The 24,901-nt window shown below is 55.8% G+C and carries 24 protein-coding genes, 2 tRNA genes and 1 riboswitch; of the genes, 17 read left to right on the top strand and 9 right to left on the bottom strand.

Annotated features, from left to right (window positions below; all coding sequences use genetic code 11):
* A complete protein-coding gene (locus ABJT94_RS01620) occupies positions 1-306 on the top strand; it encodes a hypothetical protein (RefSeq protein ID WP_348475931.1) in 306 nt (101 codons plus the stop codon).
* Between the two features lie 67 nt (positions 307-373).
* Here the strand turns inward: ABJT94_RS01620 and ABJT94_RS01615 are convergent, their stop codons facing one another.
* From ABJT94_RS01615 to ABJT94_RS01605, 3 genes are all read right to left on the bottom strand, one after another.
* Complete coding sequence (locus tag ABJT94_RS01615; protein ID WP_348475930.1) at positions 374-1,063, bottom strand: GntR family transcriptional regulator; 690 nt, start codon at positions 1,061-1,063, stop codon at positions 374-376.
* A gap of 620 nt (positions 1,064-1,683) precedes the next feature.
* A tRNA-Gly gene (locus ABJT94_RS01610) sits at positions 1,684-1,758 on the bottom strand.
* A 146-nt stretch (positions 1,759-1,904) separates the two neighbouring features.
* A tRNA-Glu gene (locus tag ABJT94_RS01605) sits at positions 1,905-1,980 on the bottom strand.
* A 299-nt stretch (positions 1,981-2,279) separates the two neighbouring features.
* Between ABJT94_RS01605 and ABJT94_RS01600 the strand changes: the two genes are divergently transcribed.
* The 6 genes from ABJT94_RS01600 to ABJT94_RS01575 all read left to right on the top strand — a co-directional run bounded on the left by ABJT94_RS01600 (position 2,280) and on the right by ABJT94_RS01575 (position 9,639).
* On the top strand, positions 2,280-2,690 hold the full coding sequence (locus ABJT94_RS01600; RefSeq protein ID WP_348475929.1) for a YbaN family protein: 411 nt from the start codon (positions 2,280-2,282) through the stop codon (positions 2,688-2,690).
* Between the two features lie 230 nt (positions 2,691-2,920).
* Entirely contained in the window at positions 2,921-4,732 is a 1,812-nt protein-coding gene (locus tag ABJT94_RS01595; protein ID WP_348475928.1) for an extracellular solute-binding protein, read from the top strand.
* Between the two features lie 9 nt (positions 4,733-4,741).
* A complete protein-coding gene (locus ABJT94_RS01590; protein WP_348475927.1) occupies positions 4,742-5,860 on the top strand; it encodes a microcin C ABC transporter permease YejB in 1,119 nt (372 codons plus the stop codon).
* The gene (locus ABJT94_RS01585) at positions 5,860-6,900 is read left to right on the top strand and encodes an ABC transporter permease (RefSeq protein WP_348475926.1); all 1,041 of its coding nucleotides are present in this window, start codon (positions 5,860-5,862) and stop codon (positions 6,898-6,900) included. Before ABJT94_RS01590 ends, ABJT94_RS01585 begins: the two co-directional genes overlap by 1 nt.
* Before the next feature lie 3 nt (positions 6,901-6,903).
* Entirely contained in the window at positions 6,904-8,511 is a 1,608-nt protein-coding gene (locus tag ABJT94_RS01580; protein ID WP_348475925.1) for an ABC transporter ATP-binding protein, read from the top strand.
* A gap of 237 nt (positions 8,512-8,748) precedes the next feature.
* The gene (locus ABJT94_RS01575; RefSeq protein WP_348475924.1) at positions 8,749-9,639 is read left to right on the top strand and encodes a DMT family transporter; all 891 of its coding nucleotides are present in this window, start codon (positions 8,749-8,751) and stop codon (positions 9,637-9,639) included.
* A 70-nt stretch (positions 9,640-9,709) separates the two neighbouring features.
* Here the strand turns inward: ABJT94_RS01575 and zigA are convergent, their stop codons facing one another.
* The gene (gene zigA, locus ABJT94_RS01570) at positions 9,710-10,912 is read right to left on the bottom strand and encodes a zinc metallochaperone GTPase ZigA (RefSeq protein ID WP_348475923.1); all 1,203 of its coding nucleotides are present in this window, start codon (positions 10,910-10,912) and stop codon (positions 9,710-9,712) included.
* Between the two features lie 164 nt (positions 10,913-11,076).
* Between zigA and ABJT94_RS01565 the strand changes: the two genes are divergently transcribed.
* Entirely contained in the window at positions 11,077-11,559 is a 483-nt protein-coding gene (locus ABJT94_RS01565) for a peptidylprolyl isomerase (RefSeq protein ID WP_348475922.1), read from the top strand.
* 74 nt (positions 11,560-11,633) lie between these two features.
* On the opposite strand, the gene tpx is transcribed toward ABJT94_RS01565, so the two are convergent.
* Positions 11,634-12,131 (bottom strand): thiol peroxidase, encoded by a 498-nt coding sequence (tpx, locus tag ABJT94_RS01560; protein ID WP_348475921.1) that lies wholly within the window; start codon positions 12,129-12,131, stop codon positions 11,634-11,636.
* A 211-nt stretch (positions 12,132-12,342) separates the two neighbouring features.
* Between tpx and ltaE the strand changes: the two genes are divergently transcribed.
* Positions 12,343-13,347 (top strand): low-specificity L-threonine aldolase, encoded by a 1,005-nt coding sequence (gene ltaE / locus ABJT94_RS01555; protein ID WP_348476037.1) that lies wholly within the window; start codon positions 12,343-12,345, stop codon positions 13,345-13,347.
* Here ltaE and ABJT94_RS01550 read toward each other — a convergent pair.
* Entirely contained in the window at positions 13,344-14,141 is a 798-nt protein-coding gene (locus tag ABJT94_RS01550) for a phosphotransferase (RefSeq protein WP_348475920.1), read from the bottom strand. The two genes, ltaE and ABJT94_RS01550, sit on opposite strands and share 4 nt — an antisense overlap.
* Positions 14,142-14,284: 143 nt before the next feature.
* A riboswitch (TPP riboswitch) is annotated at positions 14,285-14,404 on the top strand.
* Positions 14,405-14,524: 120 nt separating this feature from the next.
* On the opposite strand from ABJT94_RS01550, the gene thiB reads away from it, so the two are divergent.
* The 4 genes from thiB (at position 14,525) to ABJT94_RS01530 (ending at position 18,365) form a co-directional block, all read left to right on the top strand.
* Positions 14,525-15,514 carry a thiamine ABC transporter substrate binding subunit gene (gene thiB, locus ABJT94_RS01545; RefSeq protein ID WP_348475919.1) on the top strand — a complete coding sequence of 330 codons (990 nt, stop codon included), beginning with the start codon at positions 14,525-14,527 and terminating at the stop codon, positions 15,512-15,514.
* Between the two features lie 13 nt (positions 15,515-15,527).
* Positions 15,528-17,036, top strand: a complete 1,509-nt coding sequence (locus ABJT94_RS01540) for an ABC transporter permease subunit (RefSeq protein ID WP_348475918.1) — start codon at positions 15,528-15,530, stop codon at positions 17,034-17,036.
* Positions 17,029-17,739, top strand: coding sequence for an ATP-binding cassette domain-containing protein (locus ABJT94_RS01535; protein ID WP_348475917.1), 711 nt, complete (start codon positions 17,029-17,031; stop codon positions 17,737-17,739). The genes ABJT94_RS01540 and ABJT94_RS01535 overlap by 8 nt, the downstream gene beginning before the upstream one ends.
* Before the next feature lie 95 nt (positions 17,740-17,834).
* Positions 17,835-18,365: a thioesterase family protein gene (locus ABJT94_RS01530; RefSeq protein WP_348475916.1), complete on the top strand. Its 531-nt coding sequence runs from the start codon at positions 17,835-17,837 to the stop codon at positions 18,363-18,365.
* A 174-nt stretch (positions 18,366-18,539) separates the two neighbouring features.
* On the opposite strand, the gene ABJT94_RS01525 is transcribed toward ABJT94_RS01530, so the two are convergent.
* A complete protein-coding gene (locus ABJT94_RS01525) occupies positions 18,540-19,145 on the bottom strand; it encodes a phosphoribosyltransferase family protein (protein ID WP_348475915.1) in 606 nt (201 codons plus the stop codon).
* A 62-nt stretch (positions 19,146-19,207) separates the two neighbouring features.
* Between ABJT94_RS01525 and ABJT94_RS01520 the strand changes: the two genes are divergently transcribed.
* Complete coding sequence (locus ABJT94_RS01520) at positions 19,208-19,795, top strand: phosphoribosyltransferase family protein (protein ID WP_348475914.1); 588 nt, start codon at positions 19,208-19,210, stop codon at positions 19,793-19,795.
* On the top strand, positions 19,792-20,022 hold the full coding sequence (locus ABJT94_RS01515; RefSeq protein WP_348475913.1) for a hypothetical protein: 231 nt from the start codon (positions 19,792-19,794) through the stop codon (positions 20,020-20,022). Before ABJT94_RS01520 ends, ABJT94_RS01515 begins: the two co-directional genes overlap by 4 nt.
* Positions 20,023-20,081: 59 nt before the next feature.
* On the opposite strand, the gene ABJT94_RS01510 is transcribed toward ABJT94_RS01515, so the two are convergent.
* Positions 20,082-21,974: a hypothetical protein gene (locus ABJT94_RS01510; protein ID WP_348475912.1), complete on the bottom strand. Its 1,893-nt coding sequence runs from the start codon at positions 21,972-21,974 to the stop codon at positions 20,082-20,084.
* A gap of 75 nt (positions 21,975-22,049) precedes the next feature.
* Positions 22,050-22,631 (bottom strand): hypothetical protein, encoded by a 582-nt coding sequence (locus tag ABJT94_RS01505; protein WP_348475911.1) that lies wholly within the window; start codon positions 22,629-22,631, stop codon positions 22,050-22,052.
* Positions 22,632-22,944: 313 nt separating this feature from the next.
* Here ABJT94_RS01505 and tssJ point away from each other — a divergent pair, with 313 nt between their 5' ends.
* Together tssJ and tssK are read left to right on the top strand one after the other, a co-directional pair.
* Positions 22,945-23,403: a type VI secretion system lipoprotein TssJ gene (tssJ, locus tag ABJT94_RS01500; protein ID WP_348475910.1), complete on the top strand. Its 459-nt coding sequence runs from the start codon at positions 22,945-22,947 to the stop codon at positions 23,401-23,403.
* 160 nt (positions 23,404-23,563) lie between these two features.
* The gene (tssK, locus tag ABJT94_RS01495) at positions 23,564-24,898 is read left to right on the top strand and encodes a type VI secretion system baseplate subunit TssK (protein ID WP_348475909.1); all 1,335 of its coding nucleotides are present in this window, start codon (positions 23,564-23,566) and stop codon (positions 24,896-24,898) included.
* Positions 24,899-24,901: the final 3 nt, after the last annotated feature.

The following is a 24,901-nucleotide window of genomic DNA, read 5'->3' as shown; positions in this document are numbered from 1 at the left end:
ATGTATGTGGTATTGACGAGCAAAGTAGAAGAGTACTGTGCCCGGCCGGAAGGCGGGCTGACCGTCGTTAAGACCTTCGATTATTATTTTTATAATAAGAAAAAAGCAGTCTTCAGCATTGCCCGGGTAGACTCTGACAAGGCGCGGGTCAATATTGTAGAAATTGATGAAAAAGGTAGTAACAATTCCATACCAATCAAGTTCTTCGAAACCTTCGATAGCCTGGAAGCCGCGGAAAAGGAGCTTGCACACCTGACCCAATCGAGCGTTATGGAAGTGGACTTGCGACCGGTTGCAATAGATTAACCTGAGTAAGCTACGGGCTGTGAGGTCCACTATTGCATAACAGCACCCTACGCGCTTAAGGCGGCTTTTATAAGCTGGATTTCATGTAGGTCCGCTTTGCTTTTTCGATATGAACACGTGCATAGCTTTCAGCCAGATCGGCTTGACCATTGCGGACGGCTACTAAAATATCGAGGTGCTCACCCAGTGCCTCCATTGTCCGGCCTGGAGTGTGTTTACTCAGATTGGAAAATGCTCGGACGTAGTCCTTTAGTTCGGTCAGCATTTCGTGTAGCCGGATGTTCTTTGAGGCTTTGCCGATAAGGTCGTTATACCTAAGGTTGACCTCCATATGCAATTCTTCGCCGTCAAGTTCAGCCGGGTTTTCTTGAATTCGCTGCAGGGTATCGATTTCACGGTCAAATTCAGCAATGGTTTCTTCGTTTATTTTTTGCGCTGCCAGCCGCACTGCCAGCGTTTCGAGTGATGAAAGGATTAGAAACACCTCCAATATCTCGTCACGCGAAATCTCGTTCACGACAACGCCTTTTCTTGGGATGGTGGAGACGAAGCGCTGGGACTCTAGCTTGAACAGCGCTTCACGTATCGGTGTTCGGCTGATCTTCAACTTTTCCGCCAGGTTACGTTCCACTAGCCTATCGCCAGCTTTATACTCTCCACCTAAGATGGCATCTTTTATGTAGGAATAGACTTTATCCCGGATAGGGGCCAGCTCTTGGTCAGTCCAGGGCTGGTTTTGGGGTTCGGTGTTCGTCATACGGTCCTGCAAATATATGGGATTGTTGTGTGGCCCAGAATAGCACAAATCACACCGGCAAACCTGTGGATGTAACCGATTTACTAGTTTGGTCGCATTAGCACGCTGCCTGTATCCTTGCACGACCAATCCCGGGTCCACCTGTCATTAAAGGGTAGATGCCAGTTGTGAACGCCCCAACTGTGGCACCCTGAAATAAGGCACTGATTCGAGCAGCTCCTGACTGAGCTGTTTCGAGGTTTGGTGGAACCGCAGGTATTGCTTCCATCAGCAGGTTGGGGTCAGTAGTGGGAGAAAATCGTTTATAGCAATTCGAGCATTGTCACCGTTCGGTCATCACGTGGAATTAAAGCATCTGCGAAGGAGTGATTCAGAGGCAGAAAAGGGTATGGGGCGCATGTGATCGTTTTGCGTTGAAACCCCTGCAGCAAAAGGGCTAGGCACAAAAAAACAGCCCTTAGGCTGCTTCATCGAATTTGAAGCGGGCTTATACGCCAGGAGTGTTTAACGACGCGTTAGCGCCCGAAGGGGCCATCACAGGGAAGTGATGGATCATAACGAGATGAAATCTTGGTTCCCATAAACAGAAAAAGCAGCCCTTGGGCTGCTTCTTCAAAATTTGGAGCGGGAAACGAGATTCGAACTCGCGACCCCAACCTTGGCAAGGTTGTGCTCTACCACTGAGCTATTCCCGCAATTTGGTCATACTTTTTGAGGCTTCTTCGAAGCCTAAACTCGCGAGGCTTCCCGCCCAGCCCCAACCTCGTCAAGGTTGTGCTCTACCACTGAGCTATTCCCGCGCACTTTATCCCAAGAACACTAAAGGTTTTCAGAACAAAGATGGTATCCCGTAGGGGACTCGAACCCCTGTTACCGCCGTGAAAGGGCGGTGTCCTAGGCCACTAGACGAACGGGACACACAAACTTTCGATAGGACGGTGCTGCTTTGAAGCAACCTCGTCTGGCCGTTTCCGTCGAAAGCGGGGCGCATATTACCATTGGAATTTACCAATGCAACACTTTTCCTGAAAAAATTATCAAAATCAGTGTGTTAGCGCTGTGTGTAGGGTGTTCTGATGGGCCGGGGCATACCGTCACTCATGGGTCTCTGCTATCGTACATTCCAATGAATCCGGTAAAAGGAAGGCGTCAAGATGGCCGCTAATGGGATGGCTTCGGCGAGTTCGGTAGGCCCGCGAATGCAGGCGGTGGTCTGATGCACCGGGCAGTGCTGCGCTGGGTATTGTTTATCGTTGGCTGGCTTTGTGTAGTGCTGGGCGGCATCGGAGTGGTATTGCCCGTGCTGCCGACGACGCCATTTCTGCTGCTGGCGGCGGCGTGTTTCGACCGCTCTTCGCCCCGCTTCCACCGCTGGCTGTTATCCACTAAGCTATTTGGACCTCTGATCGAAAACTGGCACCGGGAGCGGTACATCGAAAAGCGCTCCAAGCGCGTCGCCCTGATTGTGGTGGCGGTGACGTTCAGCAGCTCGATCCTGATTGTTGAACCCGTGGCGTTGAAATGGATGCTGGTCGGTTTTTGGGCGACCTGTACTTTTTTCATTGGGCGGTTGCCGACAATACCGTTGTCGCAAAGACGGTTGCGGGAAGGGGTTAGTGCGGGTTGAACACCATTAGAAAGGATTTTATGGGAGAGCCAGTGGCTCTCAGCGATGCTAAAGTGCCCGGACAGGGTGGATAAGTCTGGCTGGCCTGGCATGAACAGGGATCTTGAAGTATGCAAACGAAACCGGACTGGTTCCGGTGGCGTATCAGTATCATCGGCATTGCCGGTTGGCATAAGAGTGCTGCCTCGTAAGGTGCAAACCTTACGGGTTGGAACCTGGAGAGTATCGCTATGAGAGTCTTGTTGAGTCTGCTGTTGGGCTTGAGTGTGTCGGTCGCGGCCCTGGCCGAGGATGTCATCGTTTCCCATGCCATTGCCGAACGCGGTGAGCCGCAGTACCCGGCCGACTACCCCCACTGGGATTACGTGAACCCGGATGCCCCTCGCCAGGGCTATGTTACCTATGGGGTGCGTGGCACCTTTGATAACTTTAATCGATTTGCACAGCGTGGAACCACACCTTCCGGCATTCGGGATTACCTCTTCGATACCTTGATGATCGGTAATGGCGACGAAGTGGGCGTTTACTACGGGCTGATTGCCGAGCAGGTCGAGTACGCGGCCGACCATAGCTGGATCATTTTTCATCTGAACCCGGAAGCGACGTTTCAAGACGGCGAGCCGATCGAAGCCGCAGATGTGGTCTTCACCTTCAATCTTTTTATGGAAGATGGCGTTCCTCAATTTAAAACTTACTACGAGGGCGTAACCGTTGAAGCGTTGGATGAGCGCAGGGTGCGGTTTAATCTGGAAACGCCCAGTAAAAGCTTGCTGGTCAGCCTCGCGACTCTCACCGTGTTTCCGGAGCACACCTTTGCGGATCTGGATTTCAGCGAACCCTTTGAGGAAGTGCCGCTTGGCAGTGGCCCCTACACTATCTCGGACTATCGCACGGGGCAATACGTTGTATACGAACGACTCGATGACTATTGGGCAATAGATCACCCGGCCCGGGTTGGGCAACTGAATTTTGATTTTGAACGATACGATTACTACCTCGACGATACCGTTTTGCTAGAAGCCTTTAAAAAAGGCGAGTACGACTTCCGTCAGGAAAATGTCGCTAAAGACTGGGCTACCGCTTACACCGGGGATAACTTCGACGCCGGCTACATCATCAAGGAAGAAATTCCCCATGAGCTGCCCCAGTCCATGCAATCCTTTGTGTTCAACATCGAAAACCCCCAGTTTCAGGATCGTCGGGTACGAATGGCCATTAATATGCTGTTCGATTTCGAGTGGACCAACAAAAACCTCTTTTATGACGCTTATAACCGCACCCGCAGTTATTTCCAAAACACCGATTACATGGCGGACAGTCTTCCGGAAGGGCGTGAACTAGACATTCTCAACGAATTTCGCGACCAGTTGCCCGCCGAAGTCTTCACGGAGGTGTTCGAGAACTTTAGTACCGATGGCAGTGGCAATGTGCGGCCCCAACTGCGACAGGCATTAACACTGTTGCGCGAGGCTGGTTATGAGACTCAAGACGGCCGATTGATCTATGCCGAAACCGGTGAGCCGCTGGAATTCGAGATGCTGCTGTATTCACCTACGTTCGAACGCATAGCCATTCCGTTCCGCGAGAACCTGGCACGAGCCGGCATTACCATGAACATTCGCACCGTTGATGTCACCCAGTACACCAACCGGATGCGCGAGCGGGACTACGACATGCTGGTTGGCAGTCTGGGTGGCGGCGCCTATCCGGATGCCGACCTGATGATTCAGTTCCACAGTGATTTTCTGGATTCAACCTACAATTCAATCGGCGTTCAGGATCCGGTCATCGATGCCCTGGCAGAGGGCATTCGAGACAACCAGCAAAATGATGCAGCATTGCTGGCCTACGGCCGCGCACTGGACCGGGTGTTGTTGTGGAATCATTACGTGATTCCGCACTGGCACATCGGTGCCTACCGGGTGGCATACTGGAACAAATTCGCCCGGCCGGATACGCGGCCCCGATACGCCCTGGGCAGTTCATCCTGGTGGCTGGATACCGACGCCGAGGCTGCCTTGCCAGACCGCAATGCTCGCTGAGGACAGGGGATGACGGCCTACCTGATACGGCGCCTGCTGCTGGTTATCCCCACGCTGTGGGCCATTGTCACCATCAATTTTGTCATTATCCAGGTTGCCCCGGGTGGCCCGGTGGATCAGATGATCGCCAACATGGAGGGCAATACCGCCTCCATGCTGGATCGGATGACGGGTAACAATCAGTCCGATGTGCTGCAAACTCCCTCCTCGTCGGATCGTGAGTCTGGCAGTGGTAACCGGTCTGGGGATTCCAGTTACCGCGGTGCACGGGGTCTTACCGAGGAGGACATCGCCGCCATTGAAGCCCGGTTCGGGTTCGATAAACCCCTGCACGAACGTTACTTCACCATGCTGTGGGATTATCTGAGGTTTGATTTTGGCGACAGCCTGTTCCGGGGAGGGTCAGTCGTTGATTTGATTGTGGAGCGCTTGCCGGTTTCCATATCGCTGGGGTTGTGGACGACGCTGATTGTCTATCTGGTGTCGATTCCGCTGGGCATCCGCAAAGCCATTAAACACAGCACCAAATTTGATGTCTGGACCTCGGGGGTTATTTTCGCCGCCAACGCCATTCCCTCCTTTCTGTTTGCCATTTTGCTGATTATCTTGTTTTCCGGCGGCAGTTATTTTGACTGGTTCCCGCTGCGTGGACTGGTTTCCACCAACTGGGATGAGCTGAGCCTCGGCGGGAAAATTCTGGATTACTTCTGGCACATGGCCTTGCCGGTGCTGGCGATGGTGATAGGCGGCTTTGCCAGCCTGACAATGCTGACCAAGAATTCCTTTCTGGATGAAATACACAAACAATATGTGATGACGGCTCGTGCCAAGGGCTGTACCGAGCGGCGGATTCTTTACGGCCATGTCTTCCGCAATGGCATGCTGATTATTATTGCCGGGTTTCCGGCTGCCTTTCTGGGCATTCTGTTCAGCAGTTCGTTGCTGATCGAGACGATTTTCTCACTCGACGGCCTGGGATTGCTCGGGTTTGAATCCACCTTGCAACGTGATTATCCGGTTATGTTTTCGACACTCTATGTCTTCACGTTAATGGGGTTGATTATGGGCATCATCAGCGACCTGATGTACACCCTGATCGACCCCCGCATTGATTTCGAGGCGCGCTGATGGCCAGTCACCCGACAGGATTTCTATCTCCGGTGAACCGGGCTCGCTGGCTGCGTTTCAAAGCGAACCGACGAGCTTGGTGGAGCCTGTGGATCTTTACCGTCGTCTTCGCATTGTCGATGGTTTCGGAGCTTGTGGCCAATGAAAAGCCTCTGTTGATCTGGTTTGACGGGAAACCCTATGCTCCCTTGATACAGGACTACACCGAACTCGACTTCGGTGGTGATTTCGACCTGATGGCCGATTATCGAGACCCGTATATACAGGAGTTGATCGAGTCAAACGGCTGGATTATTTGGCCGCCGATTCCCTACGCCTACAACACCATTAATTACGACCTGCCAAGCCCGGCACCGAGCCCTCCGACCACTGAAAACTGGCTGGGTACCGACGATAAAGGCCGGGACGTGCTAGCCAATGTGTTGTACGGCTTCCGGATTTCGGTGTTGTTCGGGTTTCTGACGACGATCATTTCCGCGGTTATTGGCGTGGCAGCAGGCGCCGTGCAGGGGTATTACGGCGGCAAGCTGGACTTGTTCATGCAGCGGTTCATGGAAATCTGGGGCAGTATGCCGACACTGTTTATCCTGATCATTCTGATGAGCATCGTCACGCCGAGTTTCTGGTGGTTGTTGCTGGTGGTTCTACTGTTCGGATGGATGGGCTTTGTGGGGGTGGTGCGAGCCGAGTTTCTGCGCACCCGCAATTTCGAATACGTACTGTCGGCCCGGGCGATGGGCATGAGTGACCGGCGGTTGATGTTCCGGCATATTTTGCCAAACGCCATGGTCGCCACGCTGACCTTTATGCCGTTTACCTTATCGGGCTCCATCACCATTTTAACCTCGCTCGATTTTCTGGGTTTCGGTATGCCGCCCGGATCGCCGTCGCTGGGTTTGTTGCTGGCGCAGGGCAAGGCAAACATTCAGGCCCCCTGGCTGGGCTTTACCGCGTTTTTCATTGTCGGCTTTATGCTGACCACCCTGATTTTCGTGGGCGAGGGGGTGCGCGATGCCTTCGATCCGCGCAAGGCGTATTAAGTGATGAGTACGGTTAACAAGAAACCACTGGTCAGTTTGGTCGATGTGTCATTGGGTTTTGGTTTCGGCGATGCAGTAACGCCCGTGGTGCAAAATGTATCCCTGGACATTCATGCGGGGGATGTTGTTGCCTTGGTCGGGGAAAGTGGTTCCGGCAAAAGCGTGACTGCCATGTCGATTCTGCGCCTGGTGCCAAGCCCGCCTCTGGTCTGGCTGGGTGGTGAAATTCAATGGCAGGGCGAGCGGATTGATAATAAATCGGACCGGGATCTTCAGGCCTGGCGTGGCCGCAAGGTTGGGGTGATTTTTCAGGAGCCGATGACATCGCTGAACCCCCTGCACACCATTGAAAAACAAATCGTCGAAATGGTGCAGTTGCACCATCCAGTGTCGGCTCGCCATGCCTCGGCCAAGGCGTTGAGCATGCTGGAGCGGGTCGGATTGAAAGATCCAACAACCAAGCTTAAGGCCTACCCGCATCAGCTGTCCGGAGGCGAACGGCAGCGGGTGATGATTGCACTGGCGCTGGTCAACGAGCCGGAAATGCTGATTGCCGATGAACCTACCACGGCGCTCGATGTGACCATTCAAGCGCAGATTCTGGAATTAATTGCCGATCTCCAGCGCGAGTTTGGCATGGCCGTTCTGTTTATTACGCACGATCTGACACTGGTGCGTCGTTTTTGCCAGCAAGTGGCGGTGATGGAGCAGGGCAGACTTGTGGAGGCCGGTCCAACCGACCGGGTCTTCAACGCACCGCAAAACCCCTATACCCAGGCGTTGTTGGCGGCAGAACCGGGAAACCCACCTAAGCCCTTACAAGGTGAGCTTCGCCCCTTGCTGAGTGGACGTGATGTCCGGGTTTGGTTCCCGATTCAGAGGGGGATTCTGCGGCGCACCGTCGGCCATGTGAAGGCGGTCGATGGCATTGATTTTACCTTGCACGAAGGCGAGTCGCTGGGCGTTGTCGGCGAAAGCGGTTCGGGAAAATCCACGCTGGCACGCGCTATCTTGCGGCTGGAAGCGAGTGAAGGGGTGCTTGATTTTGAGGGCCAGTCTCTGCAGAGTCTGGATCGCAAAGCGTTGCGTCCAGTGCGCAAGCGGATGCAAATTGTGTTTCAGGATCCGTATGGCAGCCTGAGCCCGAGGCTATCGGTGGAGCAGATTGTTCGCGAAGGGCTGGATATTCACAAGATTGGCAAACCGGAAGAGCGAGATACCGCGGTCATTGAAGCCCTGAAAGCGGTGGAGCTGGATCCGGAGATGCGCTTTCGCTACCCGAACGAGTTTTCCGGAGGGCAACGTCAGCGCATTGCCATTGCCCGGGCGCTGATCATGCGGCCACGCTTTATTATTCTGGACGAGCCCACCTCAGCCCTCGACCGGACGGTGCAGTTCCAGGTGATCGAATTGCTCAAGCGATTGCAGGCCGAGTATGGCTTGTCGTACTTGTTCATCAGCCACGATCTGAAAGTCGTTAAAGCCCTGTGCCATTCGGTGATGGTGATGAAAGACGGTAAAGTAGTAGAGCAGGGCCCCGCCGATCAGGTGTTTAATTCACCGCAAAACCCCTACACTCAAGCCTTGCTCGAAACCGCTTTTGCGGTTTGACTATTCAGTGGCTGGGTCCGCGCTGTCTGGTTCGGTTCTGCTAACCCGCCCTCGACGCTGGTCGCGTCTCTGCAGGGTCGCCGTAGACCCATCCATGGGGGCTCGGCTGCAGCCGAGGCGTCGGACCGATCCAACTGCAGACGTCCCTGCAGTGACATGACCAGCACCGAGGGCTAGCCAGTTGCGCGTTTCTTGTCGTTTGACTAATAAAGCTAAAGCGTTCTAAAAGGAAACCTGATGTCCCTACCCAAACTGGATCACCGCCAGGGAATCTGGATCGCCGCACTGGGTGTGCTGGTGCTCAGTTTCGATGCGTTGCTGGTGCGACTGGCCGCCACCGATCCGATGAACATCGCCTTCTGGCGGGGCGCGCTGATTTTTGTATCAGTGACCCTGTTTATTCAATTGAGCGGTAATCGCGACCAATGGCGTCAGTATCGCGCTCATGGTGGTGCGGCTTTGCTGGTTACCGTAATTTACGGGATTAATTCCGGATTGTTTGTCTTCAGTGTGAGCCATACTTCGGCTGCCAATACGGTGGTTATTCTGAGCAGCTCGGCCTTCTTTGCGGCTTTTTTCTCCTGGTTGTTGTTGCGAGAGCGGGTGGCGTTACGTACCTGGATTGCCATTGCGGTGTCTGTGGCAGGCGTTTTGGTGGTGTTTTCAGGGTCGCTGGGCAAACCCGGCAGCCTGGGTGATTTGCTGGCGATTGTTCTGGCTCTGTCGATGGGGCTGACATTGACGCTGTTAAGGCGTATGCCGGACTTGCCCAAGATGCCGGTCGTCGCGGGTAGTGGCATTGTACTGGCTATTTTGACCTGGCCATTGGCGTCACCGTTGGGTCTTGAGCCCGGCCAATACGGTTGGCTGGCGGTAATGGGGCTGGTGCAAATGCCAGTTGCCTCGGTGTTGCTGATGATGGCGACGCGGTATTTACCGTCACCGGAGGTCAGCCTGTTCCTGCTGATTGAGACGGTTCTGGGCCCGGTCTGGGTACTGTGGGTACTGAATGAAGCCGTTCCTCCGCTGACGCTGGTTGGCGGCAGTGCCATTCTGGGTGCGGTGGCGGTGCATTCGTGGTTGTCGCTCAAGCGTGAACGTCCCAGGGTCGCCGGTGCCAACCTCTAGCTGGTTACTGATACCCGGTCCCTCCTGGTTTTGAAGTACCGGGTCGGCTGAAAGCTGCGATGCCCCGTGATCAGTGCCCCTCTTGAAACCATGCCGGGAACGGGTCGGTCAGGGCCTTCCAGGCGGCGGGGCCCTGTTCGTATTCTTCGTCGGTTAACAGGCATTGTTCCAACTGCTCGGTGATCTGGTCGGGTGCCAGCTCGTGGCCGATAAAGACCAGCTCCTGCCGGGCATCGCCATGTGGTTCAACCCAGTTTGCGGCAATGGCCTTCAGGTAATCGGGATCATCCGGCCACTGGTCTCGCGGGACGGCGCGCCAGAAGAAACCGGCCATGTCATAGTGGGCGATGCCGCCAGCCTGACTCCATTGGCCGGCACACTCCGGTCTGCTTGCCAGCCAGAAATACCCCTTGGAGCGAATCAGCCGGCCATCCGGCCAGGGCTGGTGTATGAAGGAGTGGAATCGGTCAGGGTGAAAGGGCCGGCGCGCACGGTAGGTAAAGGCGCCGATGCCATAGGTTTCGGTTTCCGGAGTGTGCTCACCTCTGAGTTCTTTTAACCAACCGGGTGCCTGTTGCGCTTTTTCGAAGTCGAACAGTCCGGTTCCCAGAACTGCACCGGGGTCTATCTGGCCGTGGTTGGTTTCTAGCAGGCGGGCTTCCGGGTTAAGGGTAGTCAACGTCGCCTTCAGACGATCCCGGTCTTCAGCAGTGAGCAGGTCTATTTTGTTCATGACAATAACATTGGCGAACTCAACCTGGTCGACCAGCAAGTCGGCAATGTTGCGGTGATCATCCTCACCCAGATTCACAGCTGATTCCTGAACCGATGCAGCCCGATTCAATTCGTCGAGAAAGGTGCTGGCGTCTACCACTGTGACCAGTGTATCTAGCCTGGCCAGCTCGCTAAGTGAATAACCGTTTTCATCGGTAAAGGTAAAGGTTTCGGCAACGGGCAGCGGCTCTGAAATACCGGATGATTCGATGACCAGATAATCAAATCGCTGTTCCTGTGCCAGAGCACTGACCGCTTGCAACAGGTCTTCGCGCAACGTGCAGCAGATGCATCCATTGGTCATTTCGACCAGCTTTTCCTGGGTATAGTTAAGCGATACGTCCTGGCGTACCAGAGCCGCATCGACATTGACATCGCTCATGTCGTTGACGATCACGGCAATCTTAAGCCCTTGTCGGTTTTGCAGCAGGTGTTGCAGCAGCGTTGTTTTACCCGCCCCCAAAAAACCCGATAAGACAGTAACATTCAGTGGTTTCATAGTCTTCCTCCTATTCAAGTTATGTTACAACATAACATTATGGGTGCGCAAATTCACTCGACAGGTAAGCCTGAAGGAACGCTGACTCGGTTCTTGCGGACAGGTATAATGCGGCTTTAATGAGCCCGGAACGTTCCGGTGCCGATGCAAATAACAGGTGAGCTATGCCGATCGAGAAAAATACCGTAGTGACGTTTCACTATATCCTGAGTGATGAATCCGGTGAGACGGTGGAGTCCAGCCGCAGTGGCGAGCCCAGCGTGTACCTTCACGGGCATGGTGGCATTTTGCCCGGCCTGGCCGAAGCACTGACCGGAAAGGAGGCGGGCGATTCGGTCAGCGTTACCCTGGCACCCGATCAGGCATACGGTCCGCGTAAGCCGGACGCGATTCAGCGTGTACCCGCCAAGCACCTGATGGGTGCCAAAAAATGGAAGCCAGGGATGATCGCTCAGGTGAACACCGAGCAGGGCCCCCGCCATGTTCTGGTAGCCAAAGTCGGGCATAAGTTCATTGATGTCGACACCAACCACCCGCTGGCCGGTAAAACCCTGACCTTTGATGTGGAAGTGGTCAGCTTGCGGGAGGCGGAACCTGAAGAAATAGCCCACGGTCACGTGCATGGCGCGGGTGGTCATCACCACTGAGCTCTTTGCTAGATTTTGCTTCGTTTAACAAAAAAAAGGGCCAAGAGGCCCTTTTTTTGTTAAAGCTGGCTGGTTCAGCCGACGGCCTTCAGTGCCGCATCGTAGTTCGGTTCGTCGGCGGTCTCGGCGACCAGTTCGGTGTGGACCACCTTGCCGTCTTTGATGACCACAACAGAACGCGCCATCAGGCCTTTCAGCGGGCTGTCGGCAATGGTCACGCCGTAGTCCTTACCGAAGGATTCGCTGCGAAAGACAGAGGCGTTGGTAACACGCTCCAGGCCCTCAGCGCCACAAAAGCGTTGCATCGCAAACGGCAGGTCGGCTGAGATGCAGACGACGTCAACGCCATCCAGTTTGCTCAGTTCTTCATTGAATTTGCGAACCGAGGCCGCACAAGTGGGGGTGTCAACGCTGGGGAAAATGTTCAGTACCACGGTTTTTCCGGCCAGGTCGCTGAGTTTCAGGTCCGACAAATCGGTTTTGGTCAGCGTGAAGTCGGGTGCGTTGGTGCCAACAGCGGGCAGATCGCCAACGGTGTTAACCGGGTTGCCTTGCAGGGTAATTTTAGCCATAGCGGAGAGTCTCCCTAAATGAAAACAGTCTGTATTAAACGAAGATGTGAGCCCGGCAGTGTAGTCTATACAGCGAAAAGCGGGCTACACGGTATTATCACTGTACGGAAGTGGGGTGTTTTTGGTTGAATGCAATGCCAGAGAAACCCGGACACACGTTTTAAGCACGCCGCAGACAGGACACCCTATGAGTCATTCAAAGCAAGAAGCGCTGATCGATTTGCGCAGTGATACCGTTACCCGACCGACGGATGCCATGCGCGCCGCCATGGCCCGCGCCGAGGTCGGCGACGATGTATTTGGCGACGACCCCAGCATTAACCGGCTGGAGGCCCGCATGGCCGACCTGACTGGCAAAGAAGCCGCGTTGCTGCTGCCGACCGGCACGCAGAGCAACCTGGTGGCGCTGCTTAGCCATTGCCACCGCGGTGACGAATATCTGGTTGGTCAGAATTACCACACCTATTACTACGAGGCCGGAGGCGCCGCTGTGCTGGGCAGTATTCAGCCTCAGCCAATGCCTGTACAGGCCGACGGAACGCTGTCGCTGGACACCCTGGCGCAGATGATCAAACCCGATGACAGTCATTTTGCGCGTAGCCGGCTGATTGCCCTGGAAAACACCCATGGTGGGCGAGTAATGCCTCGCGACTTTATCGGGCGTGTGCGGCAGCTGGCTGACCAGCACGGGCTTAACGTCCATTTGGACGGTGCCCGGTTGTTTAATGCAGCGGTCGCCAGCGGCCAATCGGTTGCCGAACTCTCGCAAGCGGCCGATTCGGTCAGTATCTGCTGTTCGAAAGGGCTGGGCGCGCCCATGGGGTCAGTTCTGGTTGGATCGACTGAGTTGATCAAACAGGCTCGGCGCTGGCGCAAGATGGTCGGCGGCGGTATGCGTCAGGCAGGCATTGTCGCTGCCGCTATCGAATACGCGCTGGACCATCACGTCGACCGTTTGGCCGACGATCATGCCAATGCGGAACGGTTGCACGCTGAACTGAGTGTATTGCCGGGCATCATCAGTGCCACGGTCAACACCAACATGGTGTACATCGAGCTCGAATCGCACGAAAAGGGGCTGGCGTTGCAGGCCGCACTGAAAGAGCGCGGTATTTTAACAGCGGGCGGTCAGAAGATACGACTGGTGACCCACCTGGATATAACCGCCAGCATGATCGACCGTTTTGTCGCAACGGTGGCTGAGGTCCTGAGCTAGCTAACCCGGCTCCAGCTCTCGTACCACTGTTCGGCACTGGTCGAGGTGGCACTGGCAAGCCTGGGGTTGGCCCGGTACCAGACCATGGCCAGCGCACTCATCAGACATTGTGCCTCGCGCAGCCTGGGCGCACTGATGCCCAGGTTCTCGGCCAGTGTCTGTGCCTGAGGTTCGCAGAGCTCGAACCCCAGGCACAGGCCTGCCAGATCCATCGCGGGGTCGCCTGCAGCGGCAAATTCCCAGTCCAGCAGTGTCCATTCCGGCCCCTTTACCCGTAAATTCCCCGGGTGCCAGTCGTGGTGACACAAAACTGGCTGCTTAACAAAACGGTAGTCCCGGCACTGATCGAGAAGGAACGTATGAATATGAGCCGGCAGGGGTTTGGCATGGGTGAGCAAATGCTGGATCTGAATGGCCACGTTCAAGGGCTCGCCCTGGGGCCGGTGATGGTGCACTTGCTTTAACGCCAGTGTCAGAAACGCCAGGTCGGCGGCATCACCGCTGAGCGCAGCATCGCCCTGGGCCCAGTGACACAGCTGCCAGCGCGGACACGCGGCAATGAGCTTGGGTGACCAGAGTTCGTTGCTGAGGTTTAGCAAAATGTTGATTTCACGGCGCCTGTCGACCCCGAGAGATGGTACCTCGGGGTGATTCAGCCGCAATGCCACTTGCTGTGACGGACTTTTGACCTGAAACAGACGGTTGCACTCACCACCGGGCCAGGCCGTTATCGTCAATGGCCCGGGCAGCGTGTCTTTGATCTCATTCAGGGCTGCAAACAGCGCAATAGTCATAAGCGGATACCGAAAATACCTGTTCCCATTGTGTCAGAAGTTGGGTTTCCCTGGCGACTTCAGTAGAATGCACGCCAGTCGGGCGCTGTTGGTGCCCGGCCAGAGCACGTCAGAGAGGCTAATTGACTCTTTGACGGCTCGCAGCGTTCTCGCCGGGGTGCCTACTGCGGTGCTTGCCGAACCAGGCAAGCCACAGGGCTGAGACTCACCCGCCGAACCTGAACCAGTTAATGCTGGCGTAGGGAGTTGAGACGACAGGTGGGACCCGGGCGCTCCCGGGCTGGGTCCGCACCGATCAACCTTTCCCCTATGAGTACGTTGGCAATTTAGCCCACGACTCGTGCGCCGGTCATTGTGATGTTAAACATTGAACCGGAATGCTTATGATGATTGTAAAACCTGCCGCAGCGACGGCCTCCCTGATGACACTGGCACTGGCGGCCCATGCCGAGCCCCTGACAGTCTATACCTACGAATCCTTTGTCTCCGAGTGGGGCCCGGGGCCCCAGATTGAAGCGGGCTTCGAAGCGGAATGCGGCTGTGATGTTGAGTTTATCGGCCTTGAGGACGGTGTGGCCCTGCTTAACCGCCTGCGCCTTGAAGGGTCATCCAGCCAGGCAGATATTCTGCTCGGCATCGACGATGCCTTGATAGCTGAAGCTCGCGCCTTGAACCTGACGCTTCCCCACGGACTGGACACCAGCCACCTGAGCTTGCCCTACGACTGGCAGGACGCCGAATTTGTCCCCTACGACTACGGTCATTTTGCCTTTGTTTACGACCAGACACGCGTCGATAACATGCCTACCTCGCTCGAAGAGCTGGTCTACGACTCCGACCTCAGTGTGATTTATCAGGACCCACGCGTAAGCACCCCCGGTCAGGGGCTGATGTTGTGGATGAAATCGGTATTTGGCGACGATGCCGATGATGCCTGGACAACCCTGCAGGAGCGCGTGGTCACTGTTACTCCGGGCTGGAGCGAGGCCTATGCCCTGTTTCAGGAAGGCGAGAGCGATGTCGTACTCAGCTATACAACGTCTCCGGCCTACCACATGACCTTTGAAGACACCGATCAGTATCAGGCGGCCGAATTCAGCGAAGGCCATTATGCGCAGATTGAAGTGGCGGCGGCTCTGGCATCGTCTGATCAGCCCGAACGGGCGCGTGAGTTTCTGGCCTTTCTGATCAGCAAAACCGCTCAGGATGTGATGGCCGGTACCAACTGGATGTGGCCAGTGCTGGATGGCGCCGAGACGCCTGAAGCTTACGACAGCATGGCCAGACCTGAAACCCTTTACTTCGACAGTGAAACCGTCGCCGAAAACCGCCGTAACTGGATTCGCGAATGGCGCACAGCGGCCAGCCAGTAAGGATAGCCAGGCTGTGAATCTGTCACTTGTTCTGGCCCGGCTCGGTACCGGCGCCCTGTTGTTGACGCTGCTGCTGGCCCTTGCCGGTATGGCGTTGCACCCGGGTCAGGGGTATGGGTGGTCGAGCTACTTCGACGCCTGGCTGTGGCAGATTATCCGTTTTTCGGTACTCCAGGCAGCGCTGTCGGCGCTGTTGTCGGTGGTGCTGGCGTTGCCCTTTGCCTGGGCCTTGGCTCAACGGCCCTTTCGCGGTCAGTGGTTGCTGGCCGGGTTTCTGAATCTGGCGTTTGTGTTGCCGGTGCTGGCAGTGGTGCTGGGCATCGTCGCGCTGTTCGGTCGCCAGGGTTGGTGGCCACTGGAAACGACAGTGTATGGCTTGCCCGGTATTCTGCTGGCGCATGTGGCGTTGAACTGGCCTTTTGCCGTTCGGTTGCTGTGGGACCGGCTGAGCCAGGTGCCGCTGCATCATCGCCGGTTGGCGACTGTGCTCGGGTTATCGACCCTGCAACGGTTACACCGGATCGAATGGCCGATTCTCAAGACCGCCACCGGGCCCGTGTTTGTTTTGATTGCGCTGCTGTGTTTCAGCAGCTTCACGGTGGTGCTTACTTTGGGCGGTGGCCCGGCCAACACCAATTTGGAAGTGGCGGTCTATCAGGCACTGAAATACGATTTCGACGCCCGGGGTGCGGCGCTTTATGCGGCTTTTCACGGTGCCCTGGCACTGGGGTTGATGGCCTTGCTGGGGCACAACAAAGTCTGGTCAATGGAGACTGTAGCCCAGCCGGCCCGGTCCGGCATGAAGCGCGCCAGTGCACTGCAACGGGTGGCCATCATCACCTTGCTGCTGACCTTGCTGGCGCCTTACCTGGCGCTGATCCAGCGAGCGCTGCGAGCAGACTGGCAGTGGCCGGGCCAGTTGAATGAAGCGCTGTTAACCAGTCTGGGCATTGCCAGCTTCAGTGCGCTGGTGGCTGTGCTGCTGGCGCTCAGTCGCTGTGTTTCGGTTCAGTCGGCACGCCGGCGCAGTCTCTGGCTCGATTTTGGGGTATTGGTGATGCCGGCCATGGTGCTGACCACCGGCCTGTTTTTATTGTGCTTGCGGCTGGGCTGGGCACGCCAGTCGACCTGGCCGCTGATCATCTGGATCAATGCCCTGATGGCCATGCCGCTGATTTTACAGCCGATCAAGGCACGTACCGCAGCGGCGCGTAACCAGTATCAGCGACTGACCCGGGTTCTGGGGCTCTCTCGCTGGGGGGCTGTGCGCTTTGTTTATTGGCCGGTGCTGTGGCCGGTGCTGACTTGGGCGCTGGCGCTCAGTGCGGTGCTTAGCCTGGGTGACATGGGCGTGGCGGCGCTGGTTGGCCAATTGGATTTTGTAACCCTGCCGCTGATGATTTTCAGGGCCATGGGCAGTTATCAAATGACTCTGGCGGCCCAGCTTATGGTCGGGTTGCTGGCATTGTGTGCCCTGCTGCTGGGGCTGGCGGAATGGGCAAGAGGGCGAGGCCATGCTTGACGTGACTAACCTGTCGGCTCGCCTGGGCGATCAGACGTTTCACTGGCAGTTTCAACTGAATGCCGGTGAGCTCATGTCCATTGTCGGGGCCAGTGGCCTGGGCAAGTCGACATTGCTGAACGTCCTGATGGGGCTGCAAGCCCCGGTGCAGGGCGAATTGAACTGGCAAGGGCGCTCGGTTATGCAGGTGCCCGTGCATGAACGGCCGTTCGGCATACTGTTCCAGAGCCACAACCTGTTTGATCATTTGAGCGTTAGGTTGAATCTGGCACTGGGGCTCTCACGCTCCGGGCGGCTGACCGATGAGCAGCAGCACCAGGTCGAAGTAGCTGCACGCCGCTTCGAATTGCAGTCTATGCTAGACCGCACGCCGGGCCAGCTCAGTGGCGGCCAGCAACAGCGGGCGGCGCTGGCGCGGGTGTTTCTGCAACGCAAGCCGGTACTGTTGCTGGACGAACCCTTTTCGTCACTGGACCCGGCCTTGCGTCAGGAAGGGCTCGACTGGGTTCGGGACATGCAGTCGGAGTTGGGTTGCACGGTATTGCTAGTCACGCACCACCTCGAAGAGATGTTGCCAGTGACCGATCGAATACTGTTGGGACTGACCGGTCAGCAGTGGCTCGACCTGTCGGTGTCGGAATTCAGGAAAAAACGGCAGGAAGGTCGTTTTGAATCCCTGCTGGGCAGCATTGAAGGGCGATAATACTGCCAGCCCGATTGATCTTTTCGCCTCTGGCAGGCAGCATGTGGGTTGGTTTCAAACGATCGTTTGAATAACGCACTGTTGAAGGATTGCCAATGAATCTCGTGGGTCGTTTTCTCCTGTTACTCCTGCGGGCGCTGATGCGTCGTCCCAGCGGCGACCCCCTGGCACCGGTTCAGCACCGGTATCGGGTCTGGTTGCACGATATGGATCTCAATTTTCACCTGACGGCGGCTCGTTACTTCTCTTTTGGTGACCTGTGCCGCATTCAATGGCTGATCGATACCGGGCTGGGGCGCGCCTTTCTAAAGGGTCGTTACCGGGCCGTGCTTAATGCCCAGGAGCTGACTTATATCCGAGAGTTTGCGCCGCTCAGTCAGGTTACTCTGGAAGTTCAATTGCGCTGCTGGGATGAGAAATACGCCTACTTCGAGCAGCGTTTTTACCACGGAAAAACACTGCATTCGGTCGGTCATGCCCGCATGGCCATGCTGCATAAAGGCAAGGTGATGAGCATGGGCGAGGTACTGGCGCGAGAAGGCCTCAGCGTTGAATCACCACCGGAAACCGAAGCCATAATCGACTGGAAGGAAACCCTGGCGGCGAAACGGGCTCAGTTCGGTTAACCATTCAAGTTTCGTAGTTTGCTGAGAATGCGAGCATCGGTTGCCGGGGATGCTCCTGTGGGGTAGTCCGCAGCATGGATGCTGCGGCCTAGGCTCCATGGATAGATCTACGCCGACCCCACAGGGGCATCCCCGGTAACCGATGCGGACCAATGCCTCCCTCCGAAACTTGAGTTAACGGGTCTTGTCCACTGAATCCAGAATATCCGACAGGTAACCCTTGTGCTGGTCAATGTCGGCGCGTGTCAGACCCGTCATTTCATAAGGGAACACCAGCCAGTCGTCGGTATCGTACAGGCAGAAGTCGGGTCTGCGTTCGGTTTGATGCGTCGCCGGGCGCTGGTAGAGGGTGGCGATGCGGGTGTCGGCGGGCATGTTCCGTTTCAGGTGTTTGTTCAGGCGGTCCAGCACGGCTTGCACGCTGTGTCCGGTACCGAAGACATCGTCGACGATCAACAGGCGGTCATCAGCATTGAGGTTATCGAGCAGGTATTGGGTGCCATGCACGCGGATGTGTGTTTCTGGCGAGGCAATCATGTCGGAATAGTGGTCCATGCCCCGGTAGGACGTGCGCAGCGCAATGTGGTCGGTCTTGTTACCAAGCGTTTGCAGGCATTCTTGAACGTAAATGCCGATGGTGCTGCCACCGCGCCACAGACCGACGATAAAGTTGGGGCGGAAGCCGCTTTCATACACCTGAACGCCCAGTCGAAAGGCATCCTCGATCAGTTGGGCTTCATTCAGAAAACGTTTGTTGCGATGGGTGTCCGTATCGGTCATGGCTTGCCGGGGGCTCGGGTCGATGGGATTATAGGGGCTCACCCAGTGAAGCTAATGATTTTATGGCCAAAAAACAATACCTCAGTGCCCAGGGCCTGCTAGAAGACGCCTTTCGATTGGGGGCGCAGATTCTGAATTCCGGTTTTCGGCCGACCTTTATGATCGCCGTTTGGCGGGGTGGGGTGCCCATGGGCATAGCCGTGCAGGAGTTTCTGGAGTATCACGGCGTGTCGACCGACAACATCGCCATTCGCACGTCATCCTACAGCGGTATCGACCAGCAAAGCCGCTCGGTGCGGGTGCACGGTCTCGATTACCTGGTTAAACACGTCACCCGGGAAGACTCACTGCTGATCGTCGACGATGTGTTTGATACCGGCCGCTCCATTGAAGCCATTATTGATCAGTTGCAACAGCGCGCCCGGTTAAATACCCCGGCCGACATTCGAGTCGCCGTGCCTTACTACAAACCCAGCCGTAACGAAGTGGGGCGTGAACCGGAGTATTTTTTGCACGCCACCGATGCCTGGCTCAAGTACCCGCATTCACTTGAAGGTCTGAGTAATGAAGAGATCGCAGAGCATCGGCCCGAGTTGTATCGCATTCTGAGCCCGCATCTGGAAACTACCAAGAAGGGTGACCTGTCATGATGGTCACGGTTTTTTTATTGGCCGTTAGCCTGATGCTGATTGGCTATACCCTGACAGTTGTTGAGGCTATGCGATATTCAGCCGCCTGGGGCCTGGCGACACTGATCCCACCGCTGGCTGTTGTTTATGCCGTTTGGCGAACCCGACAGCAACCTGTGGCAACGGCTCTGTTAATTGTACCGCTTGTGTTTATATTGTTTGCTATGCCGTTCTTCAGTATGAGCTAAGCCTTGTTTCAACCAGTCGACAGGCAGTCGGCTTCACCCGCCTGCCTGATACCCCCTGCCTACCTCGCGATTTGAAACTGTTGAATGGTTCCGTTTGGCGCCAGCTCACCCATCAGGGAATTGTCTTGTTGTTCCGGCAGTGTTGCCAATGGCTGGAAAACCAGTCGTTGGCCAATATCCTCGTCATCGAGTGTCAGGTACAACATGCCGTCACTGTTGGGTGACCAGGCGAAGGTGGTATCCGTCTCGTGGTTGTTCAATGCAGACAGTTGGCTAAGGCGTTCTGCGGCGATGTTCAAAACGTAGACATCGGTTTGTTGTGTTGCTGCCGTAAAGGAGGGAATGGCCAGCCATTGCCGATCCGGTGACAGCAAAATGTTGCCCAGGGCCTGTGTAGCGCTGTCGCTACTTAGGGCATCGGTGATAACCCGGTTGCTCAGTTGGGCCTGTGCATCGATAGCCAGCAAGGTGATGCGATAGGGCAGAGCGCCTTCAAACCGGCTGTAGCCGTAGAGCAGTTGCCCCGTTTCCGTCCATCCCCAGAACAGATCCGTCAGGGTGCCTGAGAGGTCAGTCAGTTGTCGATTGCTGCCACCGTCAACGTCTGACGCGAACAGTTGAATGTTACCGTCTTCCAGTTGGTCAGCCTTGTAGGCCAGTCGGCTTTCATTCGGGTTCCAGATATAATCGTTCACGTCACCGGCGCTGACCAGATTCCCGCTAACTTTAACCTGTGCATTTACCGCTTCAGTGCCATTTTGGTAATCGGTCCAGTAGAAATTGAACAGTTCTACAACGCCACTGGTTTGCAAGTCACCCAGGTAAGTTAAGAAGTTTCCCTCAGGCGACCAGGTCAGCTTAGACAGTGAGGCGACATGGGTGCCATAGCGGGTGGAAACCGGGACCTCTGTTATCGTGGCTTCACCCGGCTGCGCAATGAAAACCGCTTTGCTGCCGTTGGCCGCGGCGGCGCCCAGGTAGGCAATGACCGAGTCATCCGGGTGCCAGACAAAGGGCGGGGCACCGGCAACACCGGTATCCGCGGGGTCGTATACGGTATGGCTGGTGTCATCGGCCAGATTCAGCCAGACCAGTCGGCTCTGGCGGTCGTGATAGGCCAGTTGGCTTTCATCCTTGCTCCAGTCATAGGCGTTTTCGTTCAACAGAGGTAGCACCGTCTCGCGCGGTGTCTGGCCTTCGTTCGTATCGAGCAAGTGCAGGCGAAAGACCGGACTGGTACCACTGGTTGCCGTAACCATCGCCAGCCACTGGCCACTGGTGCTCCAGCGAAGCTGGCGTATGGATTCGGTTGCGTCCAAAGCGATGTCGATGCTCGCTTTGCTGCCGCTGTTGGTTTCAGCAAGCATGAGTGTATCGGCTTCGCTGGTATGCCGACGAACAAAGGCCAGGCGCTGACCATTAGGCGAAAGTTTTACCTGCTCAATTGATTCATTAACGGCAATCGGATCGGTCAGCCGTTGTGGATTGGCTTCCGGATAACCGACCCGGTATAGATCACCATCGCCTTGCCGCTCCTTTTCCGCTTGCACGACCAGCAACCGTTGCTTGAGAACATCGAGTTCGACACTGGCCTGAGACGACTCACCTTCCACATCAGTCGCCGTGACCGTAAGTGTGGCTTTGAGCGTGTCGTCCGCCAGCCAGGGAATGTCCACACTGGCAGAGCTGCTGTCTGGCGACAGCGTAACGTCGATCTCGGGTTCGGTGGTTATCGACCATTCAATGTCGAGTTCCGAGACGGCGTTGCGATCGTCAGTTATGGTCAGCGCGACCCGGTTGATGGTCCCCTCGGTCAGGCTCACGGTGTCTAGGCCTTTAATAGAGGGTGCTTTGTTCTGGTATTTCTCCGGCAGGTCCGGATAGTCACCAACGCAAGCTGCCAGCATTGGAAGTGCAGTGAGCAGCGATATAAGTAAAGGTGAGGATTTCATGGCTCTTCCTTAAACATGAAACAAGGGTTCTGAACAGTCACTTGCAAGGTACCGTCCAGGCAATGCATGGGTGTGTTACTTGAATTCCAGGCTGGCACCCAGCCGGAACGTTGCCAGACCAGGCTGGCTGACAGGCCAGTTGACGTGGGTATCAATACGAAGATTGGGAGTGACCGGAATTTGCAGTTGCCCTTGAAGCATCAGCGCAAAATCCTGTTCATCACCATAGCGAGCCTGACTCCAGATCGTCCCGTTCTTCTCCCAGGAATAATGGTTGAAACGGTGCAGGCTTTGTAACCCCAGGCCGCCGCCAAGCCAGAGCAATCGGTCGCCCGCCTGAATGTCTTGCAGCAGGCCGGCAGTAGCGGTAATGCCATAGGAAGAAGAACCGTGCACGGCGTCGTCGACATCGGGGCGGAAACGAGCCCAGTCGAGCGCCGCCATAAGGTAAGCCCGGGTATGCCCTTCAACAAACACCGGCACCTGATAATCGGCATGTATGGCCAGCCCTGCAGCCAGAGGGTAGTCGTTTTCGTCGGGCTGGGCTGCTAGCAGAGCAGAACCGCCAGCGGAAAAAAAAGCGTGGTCCCATTCAACAGACCAGGCGGGGACGGAGAAAAACACTAGGCACAACAGCGCCTGAATTCGGTTCAGCATGATGCATCCTTGTTGTAGCGGTTCCTTCTCGGGCATCCATAGGGCCCAGAGCACTTGCAGGCTTACTGTCTGCCCTTTCTCATGGCGAGCGAGAATGCCACTGAACCCATTGCCAGCGCAAATTTCAAAGTAGACCTCGATCACAAAAAAAAGAATTGAGTAAAAAAATGAGTGCAAGGTTGCGTTCAGAATAATAGGGTGCGCATCTGTCAGGCGGTCGTTCTGTTCTGAATCCGCCTATGTAGTAGGTGATGCACCAGTCTGGGTGCATCCCATTGAAGGACAGCAACTGACGACTTAAGGGAGAGCCAGGATGCTCAACAAGTCACTCGGTGCATGGTTGATTGCGGTATTGTCATGTGCCGTACTCAGCGGTTGCGCTACACCTCAACTGAACTTTTCGGTCGATGCTTCGCGCGCTATTAATCTCGATGAAACCGGCGATGCCTATGCCGTCGTCGTGCGTGTTTATCAACTGACCGATCCCGTCTTGTTCGAGCGCTCTGAATTCGACGACATGTGGAAAGCCGATGAGCAGATTCTGGCTGATACACTGGTTTCTCTGCATGAAATAACGGTCGAACCATCCCTGTCCCGAACTGTATCCATTGAAAAAGCGGAGCGTGCCCGCTACGCCGGTGTCGTTGCCTATTTCCGAAACGACGAGGGGCATTGGCGCGCCCATAAGAAGGTGAATCATGGCTTTATCCGCGCGTCGACGAATATGACTCTCAAACTCGATGGCAACCGTGTTGAGTTGGAGTACCGCTAAACACAACCGGGCAGGTTGGGCCAGATCTACTTGAGCGAGCGGCCAACCTGGTCCGTTGCGTTAACGAATTTAAAACGAGCCGGGAAGGCTTGCTTCCCACTGTGCTGATTTCGGTGTACCGGAAATCGAGATGCGCTGTGTTGTGTGATAAGGGAGAAGTATGAAAGGGTTAAGGAAAGTAGTGTGGGCTGAAGGCGTCTTCTTGGGTCAGCAGCATTTTCAAGCCTGGGATCAGTATCAGTTCCGCACTCAGCATTTACGTTCACGCTGGCAGCAACCCTACAGTTGGGGTGTGGGTGAATTGATCTGGGATGAGGCCGCACTGCTGAATGGTCGTCTCGACCTGGTCCGTTGCCAGGCCCTCCTGCCAGACGGGCGGGTCGTCGATTATCGTCGCGAAACTGACGGCCCGGTATTTCTGGACCTGACACAGTTTGACCACGAAACGCTAACCTTGTGCCTGATGCTGCCACGCAATGAACTGGCCGATACCATTACCGGCTATGAAGTAAATGGTCGGCTGACAGGCTGGAAGTCCGACTATACCGATCTGGAAGATGAGTACGATGCGGGGCGTCGCCGGGAAGTGCTGCTGGCCCGCCCCAACTTGAAACTTCAGCCCGACTTCCAGGCCCAGGACAATATGGTCTCGATGCCATTAGCCCGGGTAACCCGGCGCTATGATGCCGAGTACCAACTCGACGAATCCTTTCTGCCGCCGTTACTGCAAGTGGGTTCGGCGGCCCGACTGAAGCAGCTGGTCACCAACCTGGTCGATCTGCTGCAATCCCAGTTTCGTAGCCTGCAGGAGCGTCGACTGAAGCTTGGCGACCTGAGCAGCATGACCGCCACTGAAATGGCTGACTATTTGCTCCAGGCCGAGCTGGTATCGGCATTGGCTGAACTGAGAACCTTTGAACAGCATCCCCAGCAAACCCCCTTTGAGTTATACAAGCTACTGGTGCGCAGTCACGACCGGCTTGCGCTGCAACTGATGCCGGATGAACTGCCTTTGAGTGTCAGGTATCAGCACGATCAACTAACCGATACCTTTGCATCGCTGAATACGGCCATGCGGCAAGTGCTGGGTGTGGATCGTCAACGCTCAGCCGATGGCCTGGTTTTTACCAGTATTGCTCCGGGTCGTTACGAATCATCGGCCTTGTCGGAAGCGACGGCCGATCGTTGTACTTTCTATCTTTCAGTTCGCCACTCCGGTTCAGACCCCACCTGGTTCACCCGGTTTCCGCAGTATTTCAAGCTCGGAGCACCCGATCAGATCGAGACAATGGTGTCCAATGCCCTGCCTGGCTTGCCATTGCAGCACACTCAGCGGTTGCCACAAAAAATTCGCATCAAGTCTGAATGCGAGTATTTCCTGCTCGATAAATCCAGTCCCGTATGGGCCGACATTCGCCGGGCCGGGCAATTTGCTGCCTTTGGCCTGGGTGACTTTGTGTCGGCGGACGTCGAACTGCTGGTCATTGAGGAATAAATC

Origin of the sequence: Saccharospirillum sp., assembly GCF_039982735.1 — a bacterium.
GTDB lineage: Bacteria > Pseudomonadota > Gammaproteobacteria > Pseudomonadales > Natronospirillaceae > Saccharospirillum.
This window is presented reverse-complemented; position numbering and strand designations above follow the sequence as displayed.

Coding starts and splice junctions, on each gene's coding strand:
- ABJT94_RS01620 (WP_348475931.1), top strand. CDS start 1: ATGTATGTGGTATTGACGAGCAAAGTAGAAGAGTACTGTGCCCGGCCG.
- ABJT94_RS01615 (WP_348475930.1), bottom strand. CDS start 1,063: ATGACGAACACCGAACCCCAAAACCAGCCCTGGACTGACCAAGAGCTG.
- ABJT94_RS01600 (WP_348475929.1), top strand. CDS start 2,280: ATGCACCGGGCAGTGCTGCGCTGGGTATTGTTTATCGTTGGCTGGCTT.
- ABJT94_RS01595 (WP_348475928.1), top strand. CDS start 2,921: ATGAGAGTCTTGTTGAGTCTGCTGTTGGGCTTGAGTGTGTCGGTCGCG.
- ABJT94_RS01590 (WP_348475927.1), top strand. CDS start 4,742: ATGACGGCCTACCTGATACGGCGCCTGCTGCTGGTTATCCCCACGCTG.
- ABJT94_RS01585 (WP_348475926.1), top strand. CDS start 5,860: ATGGCCAGTCACCCGACAGGATTTCTATCTCCGGTGAACCGGGCTCGC.
- ABJT94_RS01580 (WP_348475925.1), top strand. CDS start 6,904: ATGAGTACGGTTAACAAGAAACCACTGGTCAGTTTGGTCGATGTGTCA.
- ABJT94_RS01575 (WP_348475924.1), top strand. CDS start 8,749: ATGTCCCTACCCAAACTGGATCACCGCCAGGGAATCTGGATCGCCGCA.
- zigA (WP_348475923.1), bottom strand. CDS start 10,912: ATGAAACCACTGAATGTTACTGTCTTATCGGGTTTTTTGGGGGCGGGT.
- ABJT94_RS01565 (WP_348475922.1), top strand. CDS start 11,077: ATGCCGATCGAGAAAAATACCGTAGTGACGTTTCACTATATCCTGAGT.
- tpx (WP_348475921.1), bottom strand. CDS start 12,131: ATGGCTAAAATTACCCTGCAAGGCAACCCGGTTAACACCGTTGGCGAT.
- ABJT94_RS01550 (WP_348475920.1), bottom strand. CDS start 14,141: ATGACTATTGCGCTGTTTGCAGCCCTGAATGAGATCAAAGACACGCTG.
- thiB (WP_348475919.1), top strand. CDS start 14,525: ATGATGATTGTAAAACCTGCCGCAGCGACGGCCTCCCTGATGACACTG.
- ABJT94_RS01535 (WP_348475917.1), top strand. CDS start 17,029: ATGCTTGACGTGACTAACCTGTCGGCTCGCCTGGGCGATCAGACGTTT.
- ABJT94_RS01530 (WP_348475916.1), top strand. CDS start 17,835: ATGAATCTCGTGGGTCGTTTTCTCCTGTTACTCCTGCGGGCGCTGATG.
- ABJT94_RS01525 (WP_348475915.1), bottom strand. CDS start 19,145: ATGACCGATACGGACACCCATCGCAACAAACGTTTTCTGAATGAAGCC.
- ABJT94_RS01520 (WP_348475914.1), top strand. CDS start 19,208: ATGGCCAAAAAACAATACCTCAGTGCCCAGGGCCTGCTAGAAGACGCC.
- ABJT94_RS01515 (WP_348475913.1), top strand. CDS start 19,792: ATGATGGTCACGGTTTTTTTATTGGCCGTTAGCCTGATGCTGATTGGC.
- ABJT94_RS01510 (WP_348475912.1), bottom strand. CDS start 21,974: ATGAAATCCTCACCTTTACTTATATCGCTGCTCACTGCACTTCCAATG.
- ABJT94_RS01505 (WP_348475911.1), bottom strand. CDS start 22,631: ATGCTGAACCGAATTCAGGCGCTGTTGTGCCTAGTGTTTTTCTCCGTC.
- tssJ (WP_348475910.1), top strand. CDS start 22,945: ATGCTCAACAAGTCACTCGGTGCATGGTTGATTGCGGTATTGTCATGT.
- tssK (WP_348475909.1), top strand. CDS start 23,564: ATGAAAGGGTTAAGGAAAGTAGTGTGGGCTGAAGGCGTCTTCTTGGGT.